We start from the raw sequence: 19410 nt of genomic DNA, 5'->3' as shown, positions 1-19410 counted from the left end.
AGCGGGGGAAGGAGTGGTGGACCTCGGCGAGACCTGGGGCGGCATCTGGCCAGCAGCGCCTGCGAACGTGCCGTCTGCGCTCATCTGCCGCTCCCTCACCGACTTGTCGACACAACGACTTGTGGTCGACTCGCGGTGACTCTAGGACCGGGCTCCGACAGCGACAAGCCGAACCCCCGAAACCCCCAGGCCAGGGGCAAATCTGTTGATGGACTGTGCACGACGCCCGGCGCGGGGTGCACAGGGAGGGGGGTACCTGTGCACAGCCCTGTGGAGGACGGTTCAGTCCGCGGACGGGACCTCCGCCACGTCGGCGTAGTCCGGGTGCTTGCCGATCCAGCTCACGATGAACGGGCAGGTGGCGAGCACCCGGTGGCTGCCGTCGGCGCGCAGGTCGTCGAGGGCGAAGCGAGCCAGCTTCGAGCCGATCCCCTGCCCCTCGAAGCGGTCGTCCACCTCGGTGTGCACGAGGTTCACCAGGCCCACGGACTGGCGGTACTCGATGAACCCGGCGAGCTCACCGTCCACCCGGGCCTCGTAGCGGTGCTGATCGGAATTGTGGGAAGTCACGACATCGGCCATGCCCCCAACCCTAGACTTCGGGTGTGCGACCACGGGGGGCCGTGACGGCTTTGCTCGCGGGGTTGCTCACGGGGGGATTGATCGTTTCCGGGGCGACTCCTGTCGTGGCGCGCCCGGACGACCCCGATCGGAGGGCCACCACGCTCAGCGTCCGGCTCGCTCCCCCGGTCGTCACGACCGGTGAGCCCGCCGCGCTGGTCGCCCAGCTCCCGCCGGCGCAGTCCGGTCGCCCCGTCGAGGTGCAGCGGCTGAACCAGGGCGGCTGGGACCGGCTCGCCGACGCCACGCTCGACGCCACCGGACGCGCCGTGGTCGCCCTCGACACCGCCGCGCCGTCCGACCAGGTGCTGCGCGTGACGGCCGAGGCGTGGAACGGCAAGGCCGCGGTGCGCTCGCCGCAGGTGACCCTGCGGACCCGGTCGTCGCAGTCCTGCACCCCGAAGTACAAGCTCGTCGACCCCGCGGCCAACGACGCCGCGAAGTGCCTGGCCGCGCGCCTGGACCGCTGGAAGGCGGCCGGGCTCATGGGCGTCGGCCAGCAGCTCAACGTCTCGAGCAGCGACTTCCTCGACCCGCTCACCGCCCTGGCTCCGCAGCGGGTCAACGTCGTCGGCTTCGACCTGTGGGAGCTGGCCAAGACCGGCAGCTACGAGTTCCCGTTCCTCGACCGCGCCGTCGCCGACCTCTCCGCGCTCGCCCTCGACGGGGCCGTGCTCAGCGTGTCCTGGCACGCCGACAACCCGCACACGGGCGGCAACTACGCCGACCGCGGCTGGCACGACCTCGGTGCCCTGCTCGACCCGCTGTCCGCGGAGTACATCCGCTTCTGGTCGGACTACTCCGAGAAGCTCGAGCTGCTCCGCATGTTCCAGGACAACGGCGTCGCGGTGGTGTTCCGGCCGTTCCACGAGGCGAACGGCGGCTGGTTCTGGTGGGGCCACGCTGAGCCCTCGACGTACCGGAAGGTCTGGGCGGAGATGCAGCGCCGGGCGCAGGAGTCCGGTCTCCACAACATCGTGTGGGCCTACTCCTTCGCTGCGAAGACGTGGTCCGGCGTCGCGGCCCCGGAGTCGCTGGTGCCCGCGAAGGTCGACCTCGCCGGGATCGACAGCTACGACCCCGAGGCGACGTCGGCCGACGCGAAGGACCGACTCGACGTCACGGGGTACGCCGCGGTCGCCCGGAAGGTGCGCCGGATGGCGTTCACCGAGGTCGGCCCAGAACGAAGCGAGGACGGCGCCTGGAACCCGGCCGTCATCACGAGGACCGCGCGCACGCTGGCGGCGAAGCCGATCTGGGCGATGCTGTGGTTCGACGACAGCCAGGGCGACAAGCAGATCAGCTCGCTCCAGGGCGGTCCGGCGTGGCTCAAGGGCTGCGCGAACGCCTTCTGCCAGGTGGGCTGACCGACCCGTCCCGTTCACCGTCCCCTGGCCCGGAGGTCATCGGCGCCCGCTTCGATCGGGCCATGACCTCTCGGATCACACCCTTCGCCGCTGCCGTCGCCGTCGCGCTGACCGCCCCGCTCCTCACCGTCTCCCCCGCCGTCGCCGAGCACGGGCACGGGCCGGGCGCGGGGCACGGACACCGGGCCGAGCCCCTCGTCTTCGCCCACCGCGGCGCGTCCGGCTACCGGCCCGAGCACACGCTCGCGGCCTACCAGCTCGCCATCGACCTCGGCGCCGACTACATCGAGCCCGACCTGGTCTCGACCAAGGACGGCGTCCTGGTCGCCCGCCACGAGAACGAGATCAGCGGCACGACCGACGTCGCCGACCACCCCGAGTTCGCCGACCGCCGGACCACGAGGACCATCGACGGCCGCGCGGTCACGGGCTGGTTCACCGAGGACTTCACGCTCGCCGAGCTCAAGACCCTGCGCGCGAAGGAGCGGCTGCCGCAGGTGCGGCCCGAGAACACCGCGTACGACGGCCAGTACGAGATCCCGACGCTCACCGAGGTGCTGTGCCTGGTGCAGCGCGCCGAGCGGCGTACGGGCCGCGAGATCGGCGTCGCGCCGGAGACCAAGCACCCGTCGTACTTCGACTCCATCGGGCTCTCGATGGAGGAGCCGCTGGTACGCACCCTCGACCGGTTCGGCCTCGACTCCAAGCGGTCGGACGTCGCCATCCAGTCCTTCGAGGTCGGCAACCTGCGTGAGCTCGACCGGATGACCCGGGTGCCGCTCGTCCAGCTCGTCGACGCGCTCGGCGGGCCGGCCGACCAGGCCGGCACGACGTACGCCGCCATGGTGACGCCGGGCGGCCTGCGGACGGTCTCGCGGTACGCCGACTGGCTCGGCGCCCACAAGGACTGGGTTCTCCCGCGCGACCCCGCCACCGGCGCGACCGGGGCGGCGAGCGCCGTCGTCGGCGACGCGCACCGCGCCGGGCTGAAGGTCGTCGTCTGGACGATCCGCAACGAGAACCAGTTCATGGCGACCAACTACCGCACGGGCACCGACCCCAACGCCGACGGCGACGTGCAGGCGGAGCTGCGCGACTTCCTGGAGGCGGGCGTGGACGGCGTGTTCGCCGACCACCCCGACGCCGCCGTCGAGGCCGTCGAGCGCTGGGAGGACTAGGCGCCGCGCAGCCGGAACTCGTTGCCGTCGGGATCGGCGAGGACGACGACACCGTCGCCCGCGCCGGTCCTGGCGGCGCCGAGCGAGACCAGCCGCTCCACCTCACCGACCGCGTCGTCGGTCACCAGCTCGAACCACTGGCGGGCCGGCGACACCAGCGGCGCCACCGGCGGGCCACCCCAGGCGACCTTGGTGCCGCCGTACGGCGACTGGACCGCGGTCTCCTCGCCCTCGTCCCAGACCAGCGGCCAGCCGAGCGCCTCGCTCCAGAACACGCCGACCGCCCGGGTGCCGTCGCACGCGAGCTCGCCGAGCGGCCCGCAACCGGCGAGGAAGCCGTTGTCCGGCGGGATCACGCACAGCTCGTTGCCCTCAGGGTCGGCGAGCACGACGTGCGGCTCCTCGGGCAGCTGGCCGACGTCCAGGTGCCGGGCGCCGAGCTCCACGGCCCGCGCCACGACCGCCTCCAGGGTCGTGCCCTCGCTGGTCACGTGGAGGTGCACCCGGTTGAGCCCGACCTTCTCGGCGCCACCGGGCGCGAACCGCAGCCCGACCTGGCTCTCGCTCCCCGGCAGCAGCGCCCCGTCACCGTCGGCGACGACGTCGCGGCCGAGCAGCCCCGCCCAGAAGTGGGCCAGCCGGTCCGGGGCCAGCGCGCCGTACGTCACCGCCACCAGCTGTGAGCTCATCGCTTCACCCTAGGGCGGTCGCCCGGGGACACCTACCCGCCCAGCGGCCGCATCGCGGTCGTGCGCAGCACCAGCTCGCCGGCCTCGTCGGAGGCGTCGAGATCGACGTCGGCCTCGATCACCCAGTCGTGGTTGCCCTCGGGGTCGTGGATGGTCTGGGTGACCTTCCAGGTGCGGCCCGCCTCGGCGATGGCCAGCAGCGCCGGCCCGCGGGCGTCGCCGTCGAGCCGGACCTCGTCGTGCTCGGCGTAGTAGTCCTCGATTGCCTGGTCCCACACCGACCGGGTCATCAGGACCTCACCGGGCGGGTCGGTGCGGTCCGCAGCGGCTCGCTCCAGCGCCATCAGACCGTCCAGGTCGTCGCGCGCGACCAGCTCGACGCGACGGAACATCGCGTTGCGGATCATCACGCGGAACGCCCTGTCCTGCTTGGAGATCGGGCGCGGGGACGGCGGCGGCTCGTGGTGTGCGACGTCCGAGCGGACGTGCTCGGGGTCGGCCAGGGCCTCCCACTCGTCGAGCAGCGACGAGTCGGTCTGCCGGATCGTCTCCCCTAGCCACTCGCCGAGGTCCTCGAGCTCCGGGGTCCGGTGCGACTCGGGCACGGTCTGGCGCAGCGTGCGGTACGCGTCGGTCAGGTAGCGCAGCACGAGACCCTCCGACCGGGCCAGCTGGTAGCGGCTCACGAAGTCGGTGAAGCTCATCCCCTGCTCGTACATCTCGCGCACGATCGACTTCGGCTGCAGCGCGTCCTCGGGCAACCACGGGTGGGTCTGCCGATAGATCTCGTACGTCGCCTCGAGCAGCTCGGCGAGCGGCTGAGGCCACGTCACCTCCTCCAGCAGCGCCATCCGCTCGTCGTACTCGATGCCGTCGGCCTTCATCTCCGCGACCGCCTCGCCGCGGGCGAAGTACTGCTGCTGCGCGAGGATCTGCCGCGGTCCCTCGAGCACGGACTCGATCACCGACACGATGTCGAGGGTGTGCTCGTCGGCCTCCGGGTCCAGCACGTCCAGCGCCGCGAGCGCGAAGTGCGCGAGCGGCTGGTTGAGGGCGAAGTCCGCGGGCAGGTCGACGGTCATCACGTAGCGCCGGCCCAGCTCGTCGGGCTCGTCGAGCCTGGTGAGCGTGCCCGACCGCACCAGCGAGCGCGCGAGCCGGAGCGCACGCCGCGCCAGCCGGAGCTGCTGCCGGCGCTCCTCGTGGTTGTCCATCAGCAGTCCGCGCATGACCGGGAACGCGTCCTCGTCGCGGGCCAGGACGTTGATCAGCATCGCGTTGTCGACCTTCATCCGCGACACCAGCTGCTCCGGCACGCCGGCCACCAGCTTGTCGAAGGTCTGCTCGCTCCAGACGACCGTGCCCTCGGGCGGCTTCTTGAGCTGCGCCTTGGAGTTCTTCTTGCCGGCGGCCACCCGTTCAGCGGCCTTCGCCTTGGCCTTCTCGTTCTCGATGACGTGCTCGGGCGCCTGCACGACGACGTACCCCGCCGTGTCGAAGCCCGCGCGGCCCGCGCGCCCGGCGATCTGGAGGAACTCCCGGGTGCGCAGGATGCGCTGCCGGTTGCCGTCGAACTTGGCCAGCCCGGTGAACAGCACGGTCCGGATCGGCACGTTGATCCCGACGCCGAGCGTGTCGGTGCCGCAGATGACGCCCAGGAGCCCCGCCTGGGCGAGCTGCTCGACCAGCCGGCGGTAGCGCGGCAGCATCCCGGCGTGGTGCACGCCGATCCCCCGCCGCAGCAGCTTCGACAGCGTCTTGCCGAACCCGGCGCCGAACCGCACGTGGTCGAGTCGGGTGCCGAGGTCGGGCTTCGGGACCCAGGTGGCCTTGAGCAGCGTGGTGGCGTGGTCGACGGCGTCCTTCTGGGTGAAGTGCACGACGTACACCGGGCCCTGGCCGGTCGTGACGAGCTCCTCGAGCGTCTCCGCCATCGGCGTCATCGCCCACGTGAACGTCAGCGGCACCGGCCGCTCGGCGTCCGCGACGACCGTGGTCTCGCGGCCGTTGCGCCGGGTCAGGTCCTCGGCCAGCTCGGTGACGTCACCCAGCGTCGCGGACATCAGCAGGAACTGCGCCTGTGGCAGCGCCAGGAGCGGCACCTGCCAGGCCCAGCCGCGGTCCGGCTCGGCGTAGAAGTGGAACTCGTCCATGACCACGAGCCCGACGTCGGCTTGGGCGCCCTCGCGGAGGGCGATGTTCGCGAGCACCTCGGCCGTGCAGCAGATGATCGGCGCGTCCGGGTTCACCGACGCGTCGCCGGTCAGCATCCCGACGTCGGCGGCGCCGAACACCTCGCAGAGAGCGAAGAACTTCTCGTTCACCAGGGCCTTGATCGGCGCGGTGTAGAACGACACCCGGTCCTCGGCGAGCGCCGCGCGGTGCGCGGCCTCGGCGACCAGCGACTTGCCGGAGCCGGTCGGCGTGGCCAGCACGACGTTCTCCCCCGACAGCAGGGCGAGGATCGCCTCCTCCTGGTGCGGGTACAGCGCCATCCCGCGGTCGGCGACCGACGCGGTGATGTCGTCGAGGAGGTCAGCCACGCGGCTCAGTCACGAGCTCGGGGATGGGCGGTCGCGAAGACCTCACGGAGGTTGTCCACGGTCACCAACGTATAGACCTGGGTCGTGGTCACCGACGCGTGCCCCAGCAGCTCCTGCACGACGCGTACGTCGGCGCCGCCGTCGAGCAGGTGCGTCGCGAACGAGTGCCGCAACGTGTGCGGCGAGACGTCCTTGGTGACACCGGCCCGGTCCGCCGCCTTCACGAGCACCGCCCAGGCGGACTGGCGAGACAGCCGGCCGCCGCGCGCGTTGAGGAACAGCGCGGGTGTGCCCTTGCCCGCGGCGACCAGCTCCGGGCGGCCCCGCACGAGGTACTCGTCGACCGCGGTCCGTGCGTACGAGCCGACCGGGACGATCCGTTCCTTGCTGCCCTTGCCGCGCAGCAGCACCGTGCCGTCGACGGCGTCGAGGTCGTCGACGTCCAGCCCGACCGCCTCGGAGATCCGGGCGCCGGTGCCGTACAGGACCTCGAGCAGGGCCCGGTCGCGCAGCGCCAGCGTCGTACCGGGCGCGCCGGCCGCCTCGAGGATCGCCTCGACGTCGGCCAGCGGCAGCGCCTTCGGCAACCGCTTGGCCGGCGCCGGCGGTTTCACACCGCTCGCCGGGTCGACGGCGGCGAGGCCGTCGGCGACCGCGAACTTGTGGAACCCGCGCACCGCGACGACCGTGCGTGCCGCCGACGTCGAGCTCAGCGGCGGGTGGTCGGCGTCCCCCTCGCGCAGGGAGACGAGGAACCCGGTGACCGTGGCCTCCGTGACCGCGTCCAGGTCCTCGATCCCGTGCGTCGAGAGGTGCTCGAGGTAGCGGCGCAGGTCGCGCCGGTACGACGTGAGCGTGTTCGCGGCGAGACCGCGCTCGACCGCCAGGTGGTCGAGGTACGTGCGGATCGCGCGCTGGACGTCAGCCAAGGGCGGCTTCCAGCGAGATCGCGTCGATGCCGACCGCCTCGCCCACGGGGGCGTTGGTCAGCTGGCCGTCGTGGGTGTTGAGGCCCAGCGCGAGGCTGCGGTCGGCGCGCAGCGCGTCCCTCCAGCCCTTGTCGGCCAGCGCGACGGCGTACGGCATGGTCGCGTTGGTCAGCGCGTACGTCGACGTGTTCGGCACCGCTCCGGGCATGTTCGCCACGCAGTAGAAGATCGAGTTGTGGACCTCGTACGTCGGGTCCGCGTGCGTGGTCGCGTGGGAGTCCTCGAAGCAGCCACCCTGGTCGATCGCGATGTCGACGAGCACCGAGCCCGGCTTCATCCGCGACACCAGGTCGTTGGTGACCAGCTTCGGGGCGGCCGCACCGGGGATCAGCACCGCGCCGATCACCATGTCGGCCTCCATCACCTGCTGCTCGATCGCGAGCTTCGACGACGCGAGGCCGTGCACGCGGTTGTTGTAGCGCCAGAACGACATCCGCAGCTTGTCCAGGTCGGTGTCCAGCAGCGTGACGTCGGCACCCATGCCGAGCGCGATGTTCGCGGCGTTCTGGCCCGAGACACCGGCGCCGATGATGACGACCTTGGCGTTGGCGACGCCGCCGACGCCGCCCATCAGCACACCGCGGCCGCCCTGGGCCTTCATCAGTGAGTAGGCGCCCACCTGGGGCGCCAGGCAGCCGGCCACCTCCGACATCGGGTACAGCAGCGGCAGCCCGCCCGAGGGCAGCTGCACGGTCTCGTAGGCGATGCCGGTGACCTTGCGCTTGATCAGCTCCTCGGTCAGCGGCTTGTCCGCGGCCAGGTGCAGGTACGTGAACAGGGTCAGGCCCTCACGCATGCGGTCGTACTCCTCCGCGACCGGCTCCTTGACCTTCAGCACCAGGTCGATGCCGCCGTCGGTGCCCCACGCCTCCTCGGCGGTGGCGACCATCGTCGCGCCGGCGCCGACGTACTCCTCGTCGCTGATGCCCGAGCCCGCGCCCGCGCCCTGCTGGATGAAGACCTGGTGCCCGTGTGCGGTGAGCTCGTGCACGCCGATCGGGGTGATCGCCACCCGGTACTCGTGGTTCTTGACTTCCTTGGGGACCCCGACCTTCACGAAACCCGCTCCTGTCATCGATACCGTTGGTCATGCCCGATCCGGGCACTCAATCCGTGTCAATCCGACACTACCGCGACTGATTCCGTAGGACCGGGCCGGGGGTGTTGGCCAGGTCACACGGACGTCGGGGCTCACCTTTCCAGAAGACCACGCGCCTGCGCCATCAGCACCGCGAGCGCGAGGTGGGCGTCCGCGAGCCGGCCCGCCGCCACCGCGTCCCGGAGCTCCGCGACGGGCACCCAGCCGAGCTCCATCTCGGCCTCCTCGTGGACGGGCTCGAAGTCCCCGCGGCCGACGTCGGTCAGCCCGCGGGCGAGGTAGTAGTGGGCCGTCTCCTCCGTGATCCCGGGCGAGGAGTGCAGGGAACCGAGGTGGATCCACTCGGTCGCGTCGTACCCGGCCTCCTCGACGAGCTCGCGGCGCGCGACCGCCAGCGGCTCCTCGCCGTCGACGTCGCACAGGCCGGCCGGCAGCTGCACCAGCCGCTTGCCGACGGCGTGGCGGTACTGCCACAGGCACAGCGCCCGGGCCTGGTCGTCGAGCGCGAGCACGATCGCCGCTCCCGGGTGCTCGACGACCAGCCGCGTGAACGGCTCGTCCTCGGGGTGGTCGGGACGACGGATCCGGTCGGACCGGAGCCGCACCACCCAGCCACCACCGTCGTACTCGTAGTCGCTCGAGGCCACCGGCCAGGAGTCGGGTACGTCGGCCAGGTCGGGCGTCACCATGCAGGTGACGCTAGCCGGTCAGACCTCGTCGTCGTCGACCTCGACGTGCAGGCCCGACTCGTCGATCGGGAACCGCAGCTCCTTCTGGCGCTCGATCGCGGCCCCGACCAGGCCCGCGAACAGCGGGTGCGGCCGGGTCGGGCGCGAGCGCAGCTCGGGGTGCGCCTGGGTGGAGACGTAGTACGGGTGCACGTCGCGGGGCAGCTCGACGAACTCCACGAGGTTGTTGTCCGGCGACGTGCCGGAGAAGACCAGTCCGGCCGCCTCGAGCTGCTCGCGGTAGGAGTTGTTGACCTCGTAGCGGTGGCGGTGGCGCTCCTCGATGAGCGCGGCGCCGTACGCCTCGCGTGCGACCGTGCCCTCCTTGAGCGCGGCCGGGTACAGGCCCAGGCGCATGGTGCCGCCGAGGTCACCGGCGCCCTCGACGAACGCGAGCTGCTCGTCCATCGTCGCGATCACCGGCTCGGGGGTGTCCGGGTCGAACTCGGTCGAGCCGGCCTTCTCGAGGCCGAGGACGCTGCGGGAGTACTCGATCACCATGCACTGCAGGCCGAGGCACAGGCCGAGCGTCGGGATCTTGTGGGTGCGCGCGTAGGTCAGCGCGCCGAGCTTGCCCTCGATGCCGCGGACCCCGAAGCCGCCCGGCACGCAGATCGCGTCGACGTCCTGCAGGTGCTTGGCCGCCCCGGCCGGGGTCTGGCACTCGTCGGACGGGATCCAGAGGATCTTCACCTTCGCCTCGTGGGCGAAGCCGCCGGCGCGCAGCGCCTCGGCGACCGAGAGGTAGGCGTCGGGCAGGTCGATGTACTTGCCGACCAGCCCGATGGTCACCTCCTCCTTCGGGTGGTGCACGCGACGCAGCAGGTCGTCCCAGACCGTCCAGTCGACGTCGCGGAACGGCAGGTCGAGGCGGCGCACCAGGTAGGCGTCCAGACCCTCGCGGTGCAGGACCTTCGGGATGTCGTAGATCGACGGGGCGTCGGCCGCGGTGACCACGGCCTCCTGGTCGACGTCGCACATCAGCGAGATCTTGCGCTTGATCGACTGCGGCAGCTCGCGGTCGGCGCGGCAGACGACGGCGTCGGGCTGGATGCCGACCTGGCGGAGCGCGGCCACGGAGTGCTGGGTGGGCTTGGTCTTGAGCTCGCCGGAGGGACCGATGTACGGCACCAGCGAGACGTGCAGGAAGAAGCAGTTGTCGCGGCCGATGTCGTGGCGCACCTGGCGCGCGGCCTCGAGGAACGGCAGCGACTCGATGTCGCCGACCGTGCCGCCGACCTCGGTGATCACCACGTCGACGCCGGGCCCGCCCATGGCGAGCACCCGCTCCTTGATCTCGTTGGTGATGTGCGGGATGACCTGGACGGTGTCGCCGAGGTAGTCCCCGCGCCGCTCCTTGGCGATCACGCTGGAGTAGACCTGCCCGGTCGTCACGTTGGCGATCTGGCCGAGGTCGGTGTCCAGGAACCGCTCGTAGTGACCGATGTCGAGGTCGGTCTCGGCGCCGTCGTTGGTGACGAACACCTCGCCGTGCTGGAACGGGTTCATCGTCCCGGGATCGACGTTGAGGTACGGGTCGAGCTTCTGCATCGTGACGCGCAGACCGCGCGCCTTGAGGAGGCTGCCGAGGCTGGACGCCGTCAGGCCCTTCCCGAGGGAGGAGGCGACGCCTCCGGTGACAAATACATGCTTGGTCGGCGTCCCGTTACTCACGGAACTCCATCCTACGTCAGAGGAACCGCTCCGTCCGATCCCGACGCACCGAAGGAACCGCCCTGGACCGAGAACGACCGGATCACGGCGAGCACCGCTGTCACCTGGCCGAGCGGCTGGTCGACTCCGTCGACGGTCGCGGCCCGCCCGTCCGACTCGGACCGGAGGTCGGTCAGCACGTCGGCGCTGCCCGCGACCACGACCCCGGTCGCCTTGTCGGCGAGGCCGGTCACGACGCCGGTCAGGATCGCGGGGTTGGTGCTGTCGCCGAGCACGACCAGGACCGCCGGGGCGCGCGCGGCGTCCTCCGGCGAGCCCATCAGCTCCGCGCCCGCCAGCCCTTGCCGGACCGCCTCGGCCTCGGAGCTGGGCAGGTCCGAGCTCCCGGAGACCGCGAGCCCGAGCAGCTGCCCCATCCGCTCGTACGTCGGCGCGTCCGCGCTGACCGCACCCGAGCCGAGCTGGTCGGCGAGCTGGCTGCCGAGCGTGTCCACGAGCGACTTCTCGCTCGCGTCGGTCAGCGCCGGCAGCACGTCGTACGTTCCGGCGATGGTGCCGCCCGCGGCCTCGACCTCGGCGCCGAGCGCGCTGACGACGTCGGCGTCGGCGCCCGGCAGGGTGACCAGGGACACCGACCGGTCCCGGAGCCCGTTCGCGTACAGCGCTGCGGCTCCGGCGGACGCGAACTCGTCGCCGTACGTCGCCTTCGCCGCCGGCTGCTTCCTCGGCGACGTCGGCGCCGACGCGGGCTTGTCGTCGCGACCGAGGTCGCTCAGCGGGCCGCCGCCGAGGGCGACACCGACGGCCAGGGCCAGGAAGACGGCGACGAGGGAGACGATGTGATGGCGGTACGAGATCACGAGAACAGTCCTTGGATGGTGTCGTTCAGCTGCTGGGCCCACTCCTGGCCGACGGGCGTGACCGCGACGGCGGCCGCGAGCGCGACCAGACCGGCGAGCATCACCAGCAGCAGGTGCCAGGGCCGGACCCGGCCGGAGTACAGGTACGGGACCGCGGTCGCGTCGACCAGCCGGTGGCCGACCTTGAGGCGGGTCAGGTAGGTGCTGGCCAGACCGACGCGCTGCCGGTCCAGGAAGTCGTCGAGGGTCGCGTGCAGGCCGACTCCGACGATCACCGCGGCATCGGCGGCGTCGGCGATGATCAGGCCCGCGTCCTCGGGGGTGGCCGCGGACTCGAAGCGCAGCGGCCGGATCCCCATCCGCTCCAGCTGCTCGAGGTCGTCGCGGTGCGACCCCCGGTCCATCCGGACGACCACGTCGCGCGCGGCGCGCAGCGCCTTGGCGGGCGGCAGCTCGCCCTCCACCACGATCACGTCGGGCCGGTGACCAGCGGCCCGGAGCAGGTCGGCACCGGCGCCGACACCGATCAGGACGGGGTGCTGCTCGCGGACGAACGGCCGGATCGCCGCGAGCTCCCGCTCGGCGTCCTGGCCGTCGACGACGACCACCACGGGGCGGCCTGCGACCTTGGTGGCCAGCCGCGGCACCCCACGGCCGTGCAGCAGCAGGTCCTGCTCGCGGCGCAGGAACTCAGTGCTGCTGTGGGTGAGCGTCTCCAGCTGGCTGGCCAGCCCGGAGCGGGCCAGGTCCAGCTCGGCGGCGACCGTGCCCGGGTCGACCTCGCGACCTTGGGCGACCAGCTCGTCGCCGACGTACACGCCACCGTCGTGGATCCGCACCGTGCCCCCGTCGCTGACCGCTGCGAGGCCGGCCGTCCCGATGCCGTCGACGACCAGGAGACCTGCGTCGACGAGGACCTGCGGCCCGAGGTTCGGGTAGCGCCCGGAGATCATCGGCGCGGCGTTCACGACCGCGACGACGCCGGCGTCGACGAGCGCCTGGGCGGTCGCGCGATCCAGGTCGACGTGCTCGACCACCGCGACGTCACCCGGCCGCAGCCGAGGCAGCAGCTGTCGGGTGCGGCGCTCGACCCGGGCGGTCCCGGCGAGGCCGGGCAGGCCGACGGCGGAGCGTTGGCGGGCGGGGATCTTCAGCACTGACCCCATGTTGCCAAAGGGACTCGTGGGATCTCGGACCGCGCGGACCCCGGGCGCGTCGGGCGCTCAGCGGGCGGCGCGCAGCTCCTGGGCGACGTCGAGCAGCTCCCGGGCGTGCGCGAGCGCGGTGTCGGAGTCGGCGAGCCCGGCGAGCATCCGGGACAGCTCGCGCTCGCGCTGCTCGTCGTCGAGCACGGTCAGCCCGGAGCTGGTGACGGTGCCGTCGGAGGACTTCTCGACGACCACGTGCCGGTCGGCGTACGCCGCCACCTGGGGCAGGTGGGTGACCACCAGCACCTGGGCACTGCGCGCGAGCTGCGCCAGCCGTCGGCCCACCTCGACCGCCGCCGCGCCGCCGACGCCGGCGTCGACCTCGTCGAACACGAACGTCGGCACCGGGCTGGTCCCGGCCAGCGCGACCTCGAGGGCCAGCATCACCCGGGACAGCTCACCGCCCGACGCGCCCTTGGCGAGCGGCCGCGGCTCCGAGCCGGTGTTCGCGGCGAGCATCAGCTCGACCTCGTCGGCACCGGAGGCGGTGAAGCGCCCCTTAGGGCGCACGTCCACGCTCAGCCGCGCGTGCGGCATCGCCAGCAGCGCCAGCTCCGCCGTGACCTCGGCGCCGAGCCGGCCCGCCGCCTCCACCCGGGCGGCCGTCAGCGCGGCGGCCGCGGTCTCGCGCTCGCCGAGCAGCAGCTCCTGCTCGGCGCGCAGCTCCTCGATCCGCTCGTCGGTGTGGTCCAGGTCGAGCAGGCGGGTCGCCGAGCGCTCGGCCCAGGCGAGCACCTCGTCGATGGTCTCGCCGTACTTGCGCGTCAGCGCGGTCAGCGCCGCCCGGCGCTCGGAGACCGCGGCCAGCCGCGCGGGGTCGGTCTCGATCCGGTCGGCGTACGACGCGACGTCCGCGGCCAGGTCGGACAGCAGGTAGGTCAGCTCGGCCAACCGGTCGGCCAGCTCGCCGGCCTCCGGGTCGTGCTCGCGGACCCCTTCGAGCGCCGTGCGTGCCGCCGAGGTCGTCGCCAGCGCGTCCGGGTCCCCCTGCTCGCTCGAGAGCGCCTCGCGGGCCTGCTCGGCCGCGGTGCGCAGCGTGTCGGAGAATCCCAGGCGGGTCTCCTCGGCCGCGAGCGCGGCGTCCTCTCCGGGCTCGGGGGCGATCGCCTCGACCTCGCCCAGCCCGAACCGGAGCAGGTCCGCCTCCTGGGCGCGTTCGCGGGCGTGCGCCACGACCTCCTCCAGCTCGCGCTCCACGGCGTCGAGCCGGCGGTAGACGTCGGCGTACGTCGCCAGCAGCGCGGCCAGCGACTCGCCGCCGAACCGATCGAGCGCGTCGCGCTGCGCGGCCGCCTGGAGCAGCCGGTGCTGGTCGGACTGGCCGTGCACGGCCACCAGGGGCTCGGCCACCTCGGCGAGCGTGGACACCGGCACCGACGCGCCGCCGACGTACGCGCGCGAGCGGCCCTCGGCCGAGACGTTGCGCGCGAGGACGACCCGGTCGTCCTCGACCTCTCCCCCGGCGTCCTCGACGGCGCCGGCGAACGCGCTCAGGTCGCCGACCCTCACCACGCCCTCGACCCGGGCGCTCTTGGCGCCGGTGCGCACCGCGCCGCTGTCGGAACGACCGCCCAGCAGCAAGCCGAGCGCCGTCACGATCATGGTCTTGCCCGCACCGGTCTCACCGGTGATGACCGTCAGGCCGGGGCCGAGCTCCAGTGTCGAGGACTCGATGACGCCCAGCGAGCCGATCCGGATCTCCTCAAGCATCGCCGTCCTCCTGGGCTAGACTGCGCCGACGCTCGGCAGAGCCACGCCAGCCCGCGACCGGCAGCCCGAACTTGGCCACCAGGCGGTCCGTGAACGGCGCCTCGTGCAGGCGCACCAACCGCACCGGCGTCTCGCCGCGGCGCACCTCGATCCGCGCGCCCGGCGGCAGGTCGACGGTACGTCGGCCGTCGCACCACAGCACGCCCGCGCCGTCGGTGCGCGCGAGCACCTCGACGGCCAGCACGGAGGTGGGGGCGACCACCAGCGGCCGCGCGAACAGCGCGTGGGCACTGATCGGCACCATCAGCAGCGCCTCGACACCCGGCCACACGACCGGACCACCCGCGCTGAAGTTGTAGGCGGTCGAGCCGGTCGGCGTCGCGCAGACGACGCCGTCGCAGCCCCACCGCGACAGTGGGCGGCCGTCCACCTCGACCACGACCTCGAGCATCCGCTCACGCGAAGCCTTCTCGACGCTCGCCTCGTTCAGTGCCCAAGTGCGGGCGACGAGCTCTCCGTCGCGCTGCACCGTCACGTCCAGCGTGAGCCGGTCCTCGATCGTGTAGCGCCGGGCGACGATCGCCTCGATCGTCGAGTCCAGGTCGTCGTACTCCGCCTCAGCCAGAAAGCCGACGTGGCCGAGGTTCACCCCGAGCACGGGAGCGTCGGACCCGCGGGTCAGCTCCGCGGCACGCAGGATGGTGCCGTCCCCGCCGATCACCACGGTCAGCTCGCAGGCGCGCACGTCGTCGACGACGACCTCGATCGTCCCGTCGGCCGCCTCGAGGCCGAGGTCGGCCGCCTCGGGCGCGAGCAGCCGGACGACCAGCCCGTGCGAGGTCAGGGCCTTCACGAAGCCGCGCGCGACCTCCCGTGCGTCGTCTCGCCCGGTGTGGGCGACCAACAGCACGCGCCGGGTCTCCGCTGCCTCCGTCACGGCTCCACCTTCTCACTCGCCGCCCCCGGTGGCGCGGCGGCGCGCACCGCGCTGTGGATCGCCTCCTCGTCGAGGGTCGCCGGACCGTGCCGCAGCCACAGGAAGAACTCCACGTTGCCCGACGGCCCGGGCAGCGGACTGGTCGCCACCATCCGCGCGCCCCAGCCGCGCTGCGCCGCCGCGGCCGCCACCTTCACGACCATCTCGGCGCGTAGCGCGGGGTCGCGCACGACGCCGCCCTTGCCGAGCCGCTCCTTGCCCACCTCGAACTGGGGCTTCACCATCAGTGCCAGGTCGCCGTCGGACGCGGTGACGCCGAACAGGGCATCCAGCACGAGCTCCAGCGAGATGAACGACAGGTCGCCGACCACGACGTCCACGGGACCGTCGGTGATCTCCTCGGTCAGCTCGCGGACGTTGACGCGGTCACGCACCAGCACCCGGTCGTCGGACTGCAGCTTCCAGGCCAGCTGGCCGTACCCCACGTCCACCGCCACCACCTGCGCGGCACCGTGGCGCAGCAGCACGTCGGTGAACCCGCCCGTCGACGCACCTGCGTCGAGGCACCGCCGCCCGGAGACCACGAACCCGTGCGGCTCGAACGCCGCCAGCGCCCCGGCCAGCTTGTGGCCCCCGCGGGACACGTAGTCCGGCCGGTCCGGGTCGTCGGCGACCACGATCGCCACGTCGGTCGTCACTCCCGTCGCGGGCTTCGTCGCGACCGCGCCGGACACCTTCACCCGGCCCTGCGCGATCAGATCGCCGGCATGCTCGCGCGAGCGGGCCAGCCCCCGGCGGACCAGCTCGGCGTCCAGACGGAGTCGTCGTGGCGGCACGGTCAGGCGGTGTCGGCAGGGTCAGCAGGGCGATCCAGCGCACGCCGCAGCTGCTCGTGGGCCGTCTCGAAGACACCGACGTGCTCCTCGAGCGGGCGCTCCTCGAGCTCCTCGACCGCCGTGATCACCGCGTCCACGTCCGTGACCCCGGTGCGCACGCGCTCGGGCTCCGACGGCACCGTCTCCGGCTCCTCGGGGCCGGGGAAGTCCGGGTCCTCAGTCATGGCCCGAGGCTACCGCGACGGCACCTGCACACCGGACAGGTGCACCGGTTCGCCGGTCTCGTCGAGGTGCGACCAGGCCGCCGCCGCGACCACCCGCCACCAGTCCTCGACCGCGCCGTCGCCGCCCAGCCGCAACGCACCGTCGCTCACCTCGGCGCGCCAGCCGCCCAGGGTCCACCCCACGTCGGCCCGCTCCGGCGCACCGTGCGCGACCAGGAGGCCGGCGAGGTCGGGCGCAAGGTAGGTCGGCCGCTCGTCCGGTGACGCCGTGACCAGCTCGGGCAACCCGGTCACGCCGGTCAGCACGAGCAGCGAGTCCACGCCGGTGCGCCGCGCGCCCTCGATGTCGGTGTCCAGCCGGTCGCCGACCATCAGGGGGCGGTGGCCACCGACGCGCCGCACGGTCTCGTCGAGCAACGGCCGCTCCGGCTTGCCGGCCACGACCGGGTCCACGCCGGCGAACCGGCGGAGCATGTCCACCTGGACCCCGTGCCCGGGCGCCACGCCGAACGCGGTCGGGATCGTCGCGTCGGTGTTGCTGGCCACCCACGGCAGGCCGTCGCGGATCCGAACCGCGGCCCGCATGATCTCCGACCAGCGCACCTCCGGGCCGTACCCGGTCGCGACCGCCACCGCGTCGTCGTCGGCCCCGACCGGGGACAGGCCCTCGGCGAGCAGCGACTCGCGCAGGCCGTCCGCTCCGAGGCAGACGACGGCCGCCCCGGCACCGAACCTGTCGGCGAGCACCCGCGCGGCCGCTTGCGCGGACGTCACGACGTCCTCGGTTGCCGCCTCGACGCCCAGGTCGCGCAGGTGGGCGGCGACCGTGGCCGGCGGCCGGGCGGCGTTGTTGGTGATGAAGGCCAGTCGCATGCCGGCGGACCGCGCCGCTGCGAGGTGCTCGGCGGCGCCCGGGACGGCGTCGCCGCTGACGTAGACGACCCCGTCGAGGTCGAGCATCGCCAGGTCGTACGCGCCGGCCAGGGCCTGTTCAGACGTGCCGAGCACGCACACCTCCACGAGGATCGGATGTGGTGGCACCCTACGATGCTTCGATGGACGCCGACTCCGTGGTCACCCCACCCCACGTCGCGCGGCCCTTGCGGCTCCTGCCGTTCCGCAGCCTCTCGCTCGCTCCACGCCGGATCGGAGACCCGGCGTCCTTCCGGGCCCTGACCCGCAAGCACCGGGGCGTGAGCGACCGGCTCCGGCTCTGGGAGCAGCGCGGCGAGGTCTTCCGAGACGAGCAGCCGGCGCTGTACCTGCACGAGTACGTCGCCGACGGCGTCACCGTCCGCGGCCTGGTCGGCGCCCTCGACGTCTCGCGTCGGGCGACCAGCCGCTCGGAGATGGCGATCTTCCCGCACGAGGGCATCCACCCGGCCCAGGCCGACGAGCTCGCCGAGCGGATGCTCGAGATGAGCATCAACCCCGCGCCGATCCTGCTGGTGCACCACGGGGTCGACGCCGCGCGGACCCAGCTCGAGGCGGTGCGGCGGGGCGCCCCGCTCCGCGAGTTCACCGACCGCGGCGACCAGCAGCACCGCGTGTGGGCGATCACCGACCCGGCCGAGATCGACCGGCTCGCGGACGCGCTGGCCCCGGCACGCGCGCTGATCGCGGACGGCCACCACCGCTACGCCGCCTACCTCCGCCTGCAGCAGCAGGCGCCGAGCCCGGCGACGAACGCCGGTCTGGCGATGCTCGTCGACCAGGACGACACCCCGTTGTACCTGGGGGCGATCCACCGGGTGCTCGGACGGACCGGACTCACCGCCGTCGAGCAGGCGGCCGAGCGGGCCGGGATCAAGAGCGAGCGCGTGGCCGCGGAGCACGCCGTCGCCAGGCTCAGCCGGGAACGGATGGTTGCGACCGACGGACAGGACTGGATCACGCTCCACGTCGCGGCCGACAGCGGGCGCGCGGCCGTCGAGGTGCTGCACGAGGACCTCATCCCGCTCCTGCGGCACGCGCCGTCGACGATCGGCCATCATCACACCGCCGAGGACGCGCTCGCGGCCGTACAGGGCCACCACCGCGTCGCGGTCCTGATGCCCGCCCTCGACTTCGAGCAGGTCCTGAGTGTCGCCGCCGCGGACCGGTTGCTGCCGGAGAAGGCGACGTCGTTCCAGCCCAAGCCGAACGTCGGAGTGCTCATCCGCGCGCTGCGCGACGAATGAGCCGTCCCGAGCTCATCTCCACCTCCACCCGCGAGGCGACCGCACCGCCGGCTCGGTAGAACCGCCGATGCAGCGAACCGTTGACCTCGACCACGTCATCGGCGGCCCAGGCGGCCACGGACCGTCTGGCACGAGCCGTCCACGCCGTGCACTCCAGGGCATCGACCGACTGTCGGCGCCGAGCCGCGCCCGGCGGGCGGGGCACCACCACGCGGAACGTCCACAGGGAATCTCCACTGGGCAGCACGCGCTCCTCGGGCGCCTGGGACACCCTGCCGACCAGGCGGACCTCGTTGGCCAGACCGAGCTCGGCGGCTGCGGTCGACTTCGTCTTCGGTGCGGACATCGCACATCACCTCCGCGCACCACGTTCAGCCAGAGGACCGACAATCGCGGCGGGTGCCGGTGAGGCCTGTGCACCACCGTGCGGCAACGCCGTCTGTGGACGAAAGGCGGGCCGAAATGCCAAGCAGGGCCACGCACGAATGCGTGGCCCTGCTGGAAAGAATGTCCGGCGGCGTCCTACTCTCCCACAACCTCTCGGTTGCAGTACCATCGGCGCTGAAA

18 protein-coding genes are annotated in these 19410 nt (G+C 72.7%); 3 read left to right on the top strand and 15 right to left on the bottom strand.

The window, feature by feature from the left end; all coding sequences use genetic code 11:
* Positions 1–282: 282 nt before the first annotated feature.
* Complete coding sequence (locus ABD875_RS01745) at positions 283–582, bottom strand: GNAT family N-acetyltransferase (protein WP_345170746.1); 300 nt, start codon at positions 580–582, stop codon at positions 283–285.
* 104 nt (positions 583–686) lie between these two features.
* Here ABD875_RS01745 and ABD875_RS01740 point away from each other — a divergent pair, with 104 nt between their 5' ends.
* Both ABD875_RS01740 and ABD875_RS01735 read left to right on the top strand, forming a co-directional pair.
* Positions 687–1988, top strand: a complete 1302-nt coding sequence (locus tag ABD875_RS01740) for a glycosyl hydrolase (RefSeq protein WP_345170745.1) — start codon at positions 687–689, stop codon at positions 1986–1988.
* Between the two features lie 62 nt (positions 1989–2050).
* Positions 2051–3166, top strand: a complete 1116-nt coding sequence (locus ABD875_RS01735) for a glycerophosphodiester phosphodiesterase (protein WP_345170744.1) — start codon at positions 2051–2053, stop codon at positions 3164–3166.
* Here ABD875_RS01735 and ABD875_RS01730 read toward each other — a convergent pair.
* The 13 genes from ABD875_RS01730 to ABD875_RS01670 form a co-directional block, all read right to left on the bottom strand.
* Positions 3163–3855 (bottom strand): VOC family protein, encoded by a 693-nt coding sequence (locus ABD875_RS01730; protein WP_345170743.1) that lies wholly within the window; start codon positions 3853–3855, stop codon positions 3163–3165. The genes ABD875_RS01735 and ABD875_RS01730 overlap by 4 nt on opposite strands.
* A 32-nt stretch (positions 3856–3887) precedes the next feature.
* Positions 3888–6350, bottom strand: coding sequence for a DEAD/DEAH box helicase (locus ABD875_RS01725; protein WP_345172643.1), 2463 nt, complete (start codon positions 6348–6350; stop codon positions 3888–3890).
* A gap of 53 nt (positions 6351–6403) precedes the next feature.
* Complete coding sequence (xerD, locus tag ABD875_RS01720; RefSeq protein WP_345170742.1) at positions 6404–7327, bottom strand: site-specific tyrosine recombinase XerD; 924 nt, start codon at positions 7325–7327, stop codon at positions 6404–6406.
* Complete coding sequence (ald, locus tag ABD875_RS01715; RefSeq protein WP_345170741.1) at positions 7320–8444, bottom strand: alanine dehydrogenase; 1125 nt, start codon at positions 8442–8444, stop codon at positions 7320–7322. The genes xerD and ald overlap by 8 nt, the downstream gene beginning before the upstream one ends.
* 134 nt (positions 8445–8578) lie before the next feature.
* Positions 8579–9175 (bottom strand): NUDIX domain-containing protein, encoded by a 597-nt coding sequence (locus tag ABD875_RS01710; protein ID WP_345170740.1) that lies wholly within the window; start codon positions 9173–9175, stop codon positions 8579–8581.
* Positions 9176–9193: 18 nt separating this feature from the next.
* Positions 9194–10888 (bottom strand): CTP synthase, encoded by a 1695-nt coding sequence (gene pyrG, locus ABD875_RS01705; RefSeq protein ID WP_345170739.1) that lies wholly within the window; start codon positions 10886–10888, stop codon positions 9194–9196.
* Positions 10889–10899: 11 nt separating this feature from the next.
* Positions 10900–11748 carry a copper transporter gene (locus tag ABD875_RS01700; protein ID WP_345170738.1) on the bottom strand — a complete coding sequence of 283 codons (849 nt, stop codon included), beginning with the start codon at positions 11746–11748 and terminating at the stop codon, positions 10900–10902.
* Positions 11745–12905: a putative cytokinetic ring protein SteA gene (gene steA, locus ABD875_RS01695; RefSeq protein ID WP_345170737.1), complete on the bottom strand. Its 1161-nt coding sequence runs from the start codon at positions 12903–12905 to the stop codon at positions 11745–11747. The genes ABD875_RS01700 and steA overlap by 4 nt, the downstream gene beginning before the upstream one ends.
* A gap of 66 nt (positions 12906–12971) precedes the next feature.
* Positions 12972–14666, bottom strand: a complete 1695-nt coding sequence (gene recN, locus ABD875_RS01690) for a DNA repair protein RecN (protein ID WP_345170736.1) — start codon at positions 14664–14666, stop codon at positions 12972–12974.
* The gene (locus tag ABD875_RS01685) at positions 14659–15603 is read right to left on the bottom strand and encodes an NAD kinase (protein ID WP_345170735.1); all 945 of its coding nucleotides are present in this window, start codon (positions 15601–15603) and stop codon (positions 14659–14661) included. Before ABD875_RS01685 ends, recN begins: the two co-directional genes overlap by 8 nt.
* The gene (locus ABD875_RS01680) at positions 15600–16439 is read right to left on the bottom strand and encodes a TlyA family RNA methyltransferase (RefSeq protein ID WP_345170734.1); all 840 of its coding nucleotides are present in this window, start codon (positions 16437–16439) and stop codon (positions 15600–15602) included. Before ABD875_RS01680 ends, ABD875_RS01685 begins: the two co-directional genes overlap by 4 nt.
* A 2-nt stretch (positions 16440–16441) precedes the next feature.
* Positions 16442–16663, bottom strand: coding sequence for a hypothetical protein (locus tag ABD875_RS01675; RefSeq protein ID WP_345170733.1), 222 nt, complete (start codon positions 16661–16663; stop codon positions 16442–16444).
* 9 nt (positions 16664–16672) lie between these two features.
* Entirely contained in the window at positions 16673–17704 is a 1032-nt protein-coding gene (locus tag ABD875_RS01670; RefSeq protein ID WP_345170732.1) for an HAD-IIA family hydrolase, read from the bottom strand.
* Positions 17705–17718: 14 nt separating this feature from the next.
* On the opposite strand from ABD875_RS01670, the gene ABD875_RS01665 reads away from it, so the two are divergent.
* The gene (locus ABD875_RS01665) at positions 17719–18843 is read left to right on the top strand and encodes a DUF1015 family protein (protein WP_345170731.1); all 1125 of its coding nucleotides are present in this window, start codon (positions 17719–17721) and stop codon (positions 18841–18843) included.
* Here ABD875_RS01665 and ABD875_RS01660 read toward each other — a convergent pair.
* Complete coding sequence (locus ABD875_RS01660) at positions 18818–19189, bottom strand: single-stranded DNA-binding protein (protein ID WP_345170730.1); 372 nt, start codon at positions 19187–19189, stop codon at positions 18818–18820. The genes ABD875_RS01665 and ABD875_RS01660 overlap by 26 nt on opposite strands.
* Positions 19190–19410: the final 221 nt, after the last annotated feature.

This window comes from Nocardioides caricicola (genome assembly GCF_039541135.1).
GTDB classification, from domain to species: Bacteria; Actinomycetota; Actinomycetes; order Propionibacteriales; family Nocardioidaceae; genus Nocardioides; species Nocardioides caricicola.
Note: the sequence above shows the minus strand (reverse complement) of the source record. Positions and strands in the feature narration are given on the sequence as shown.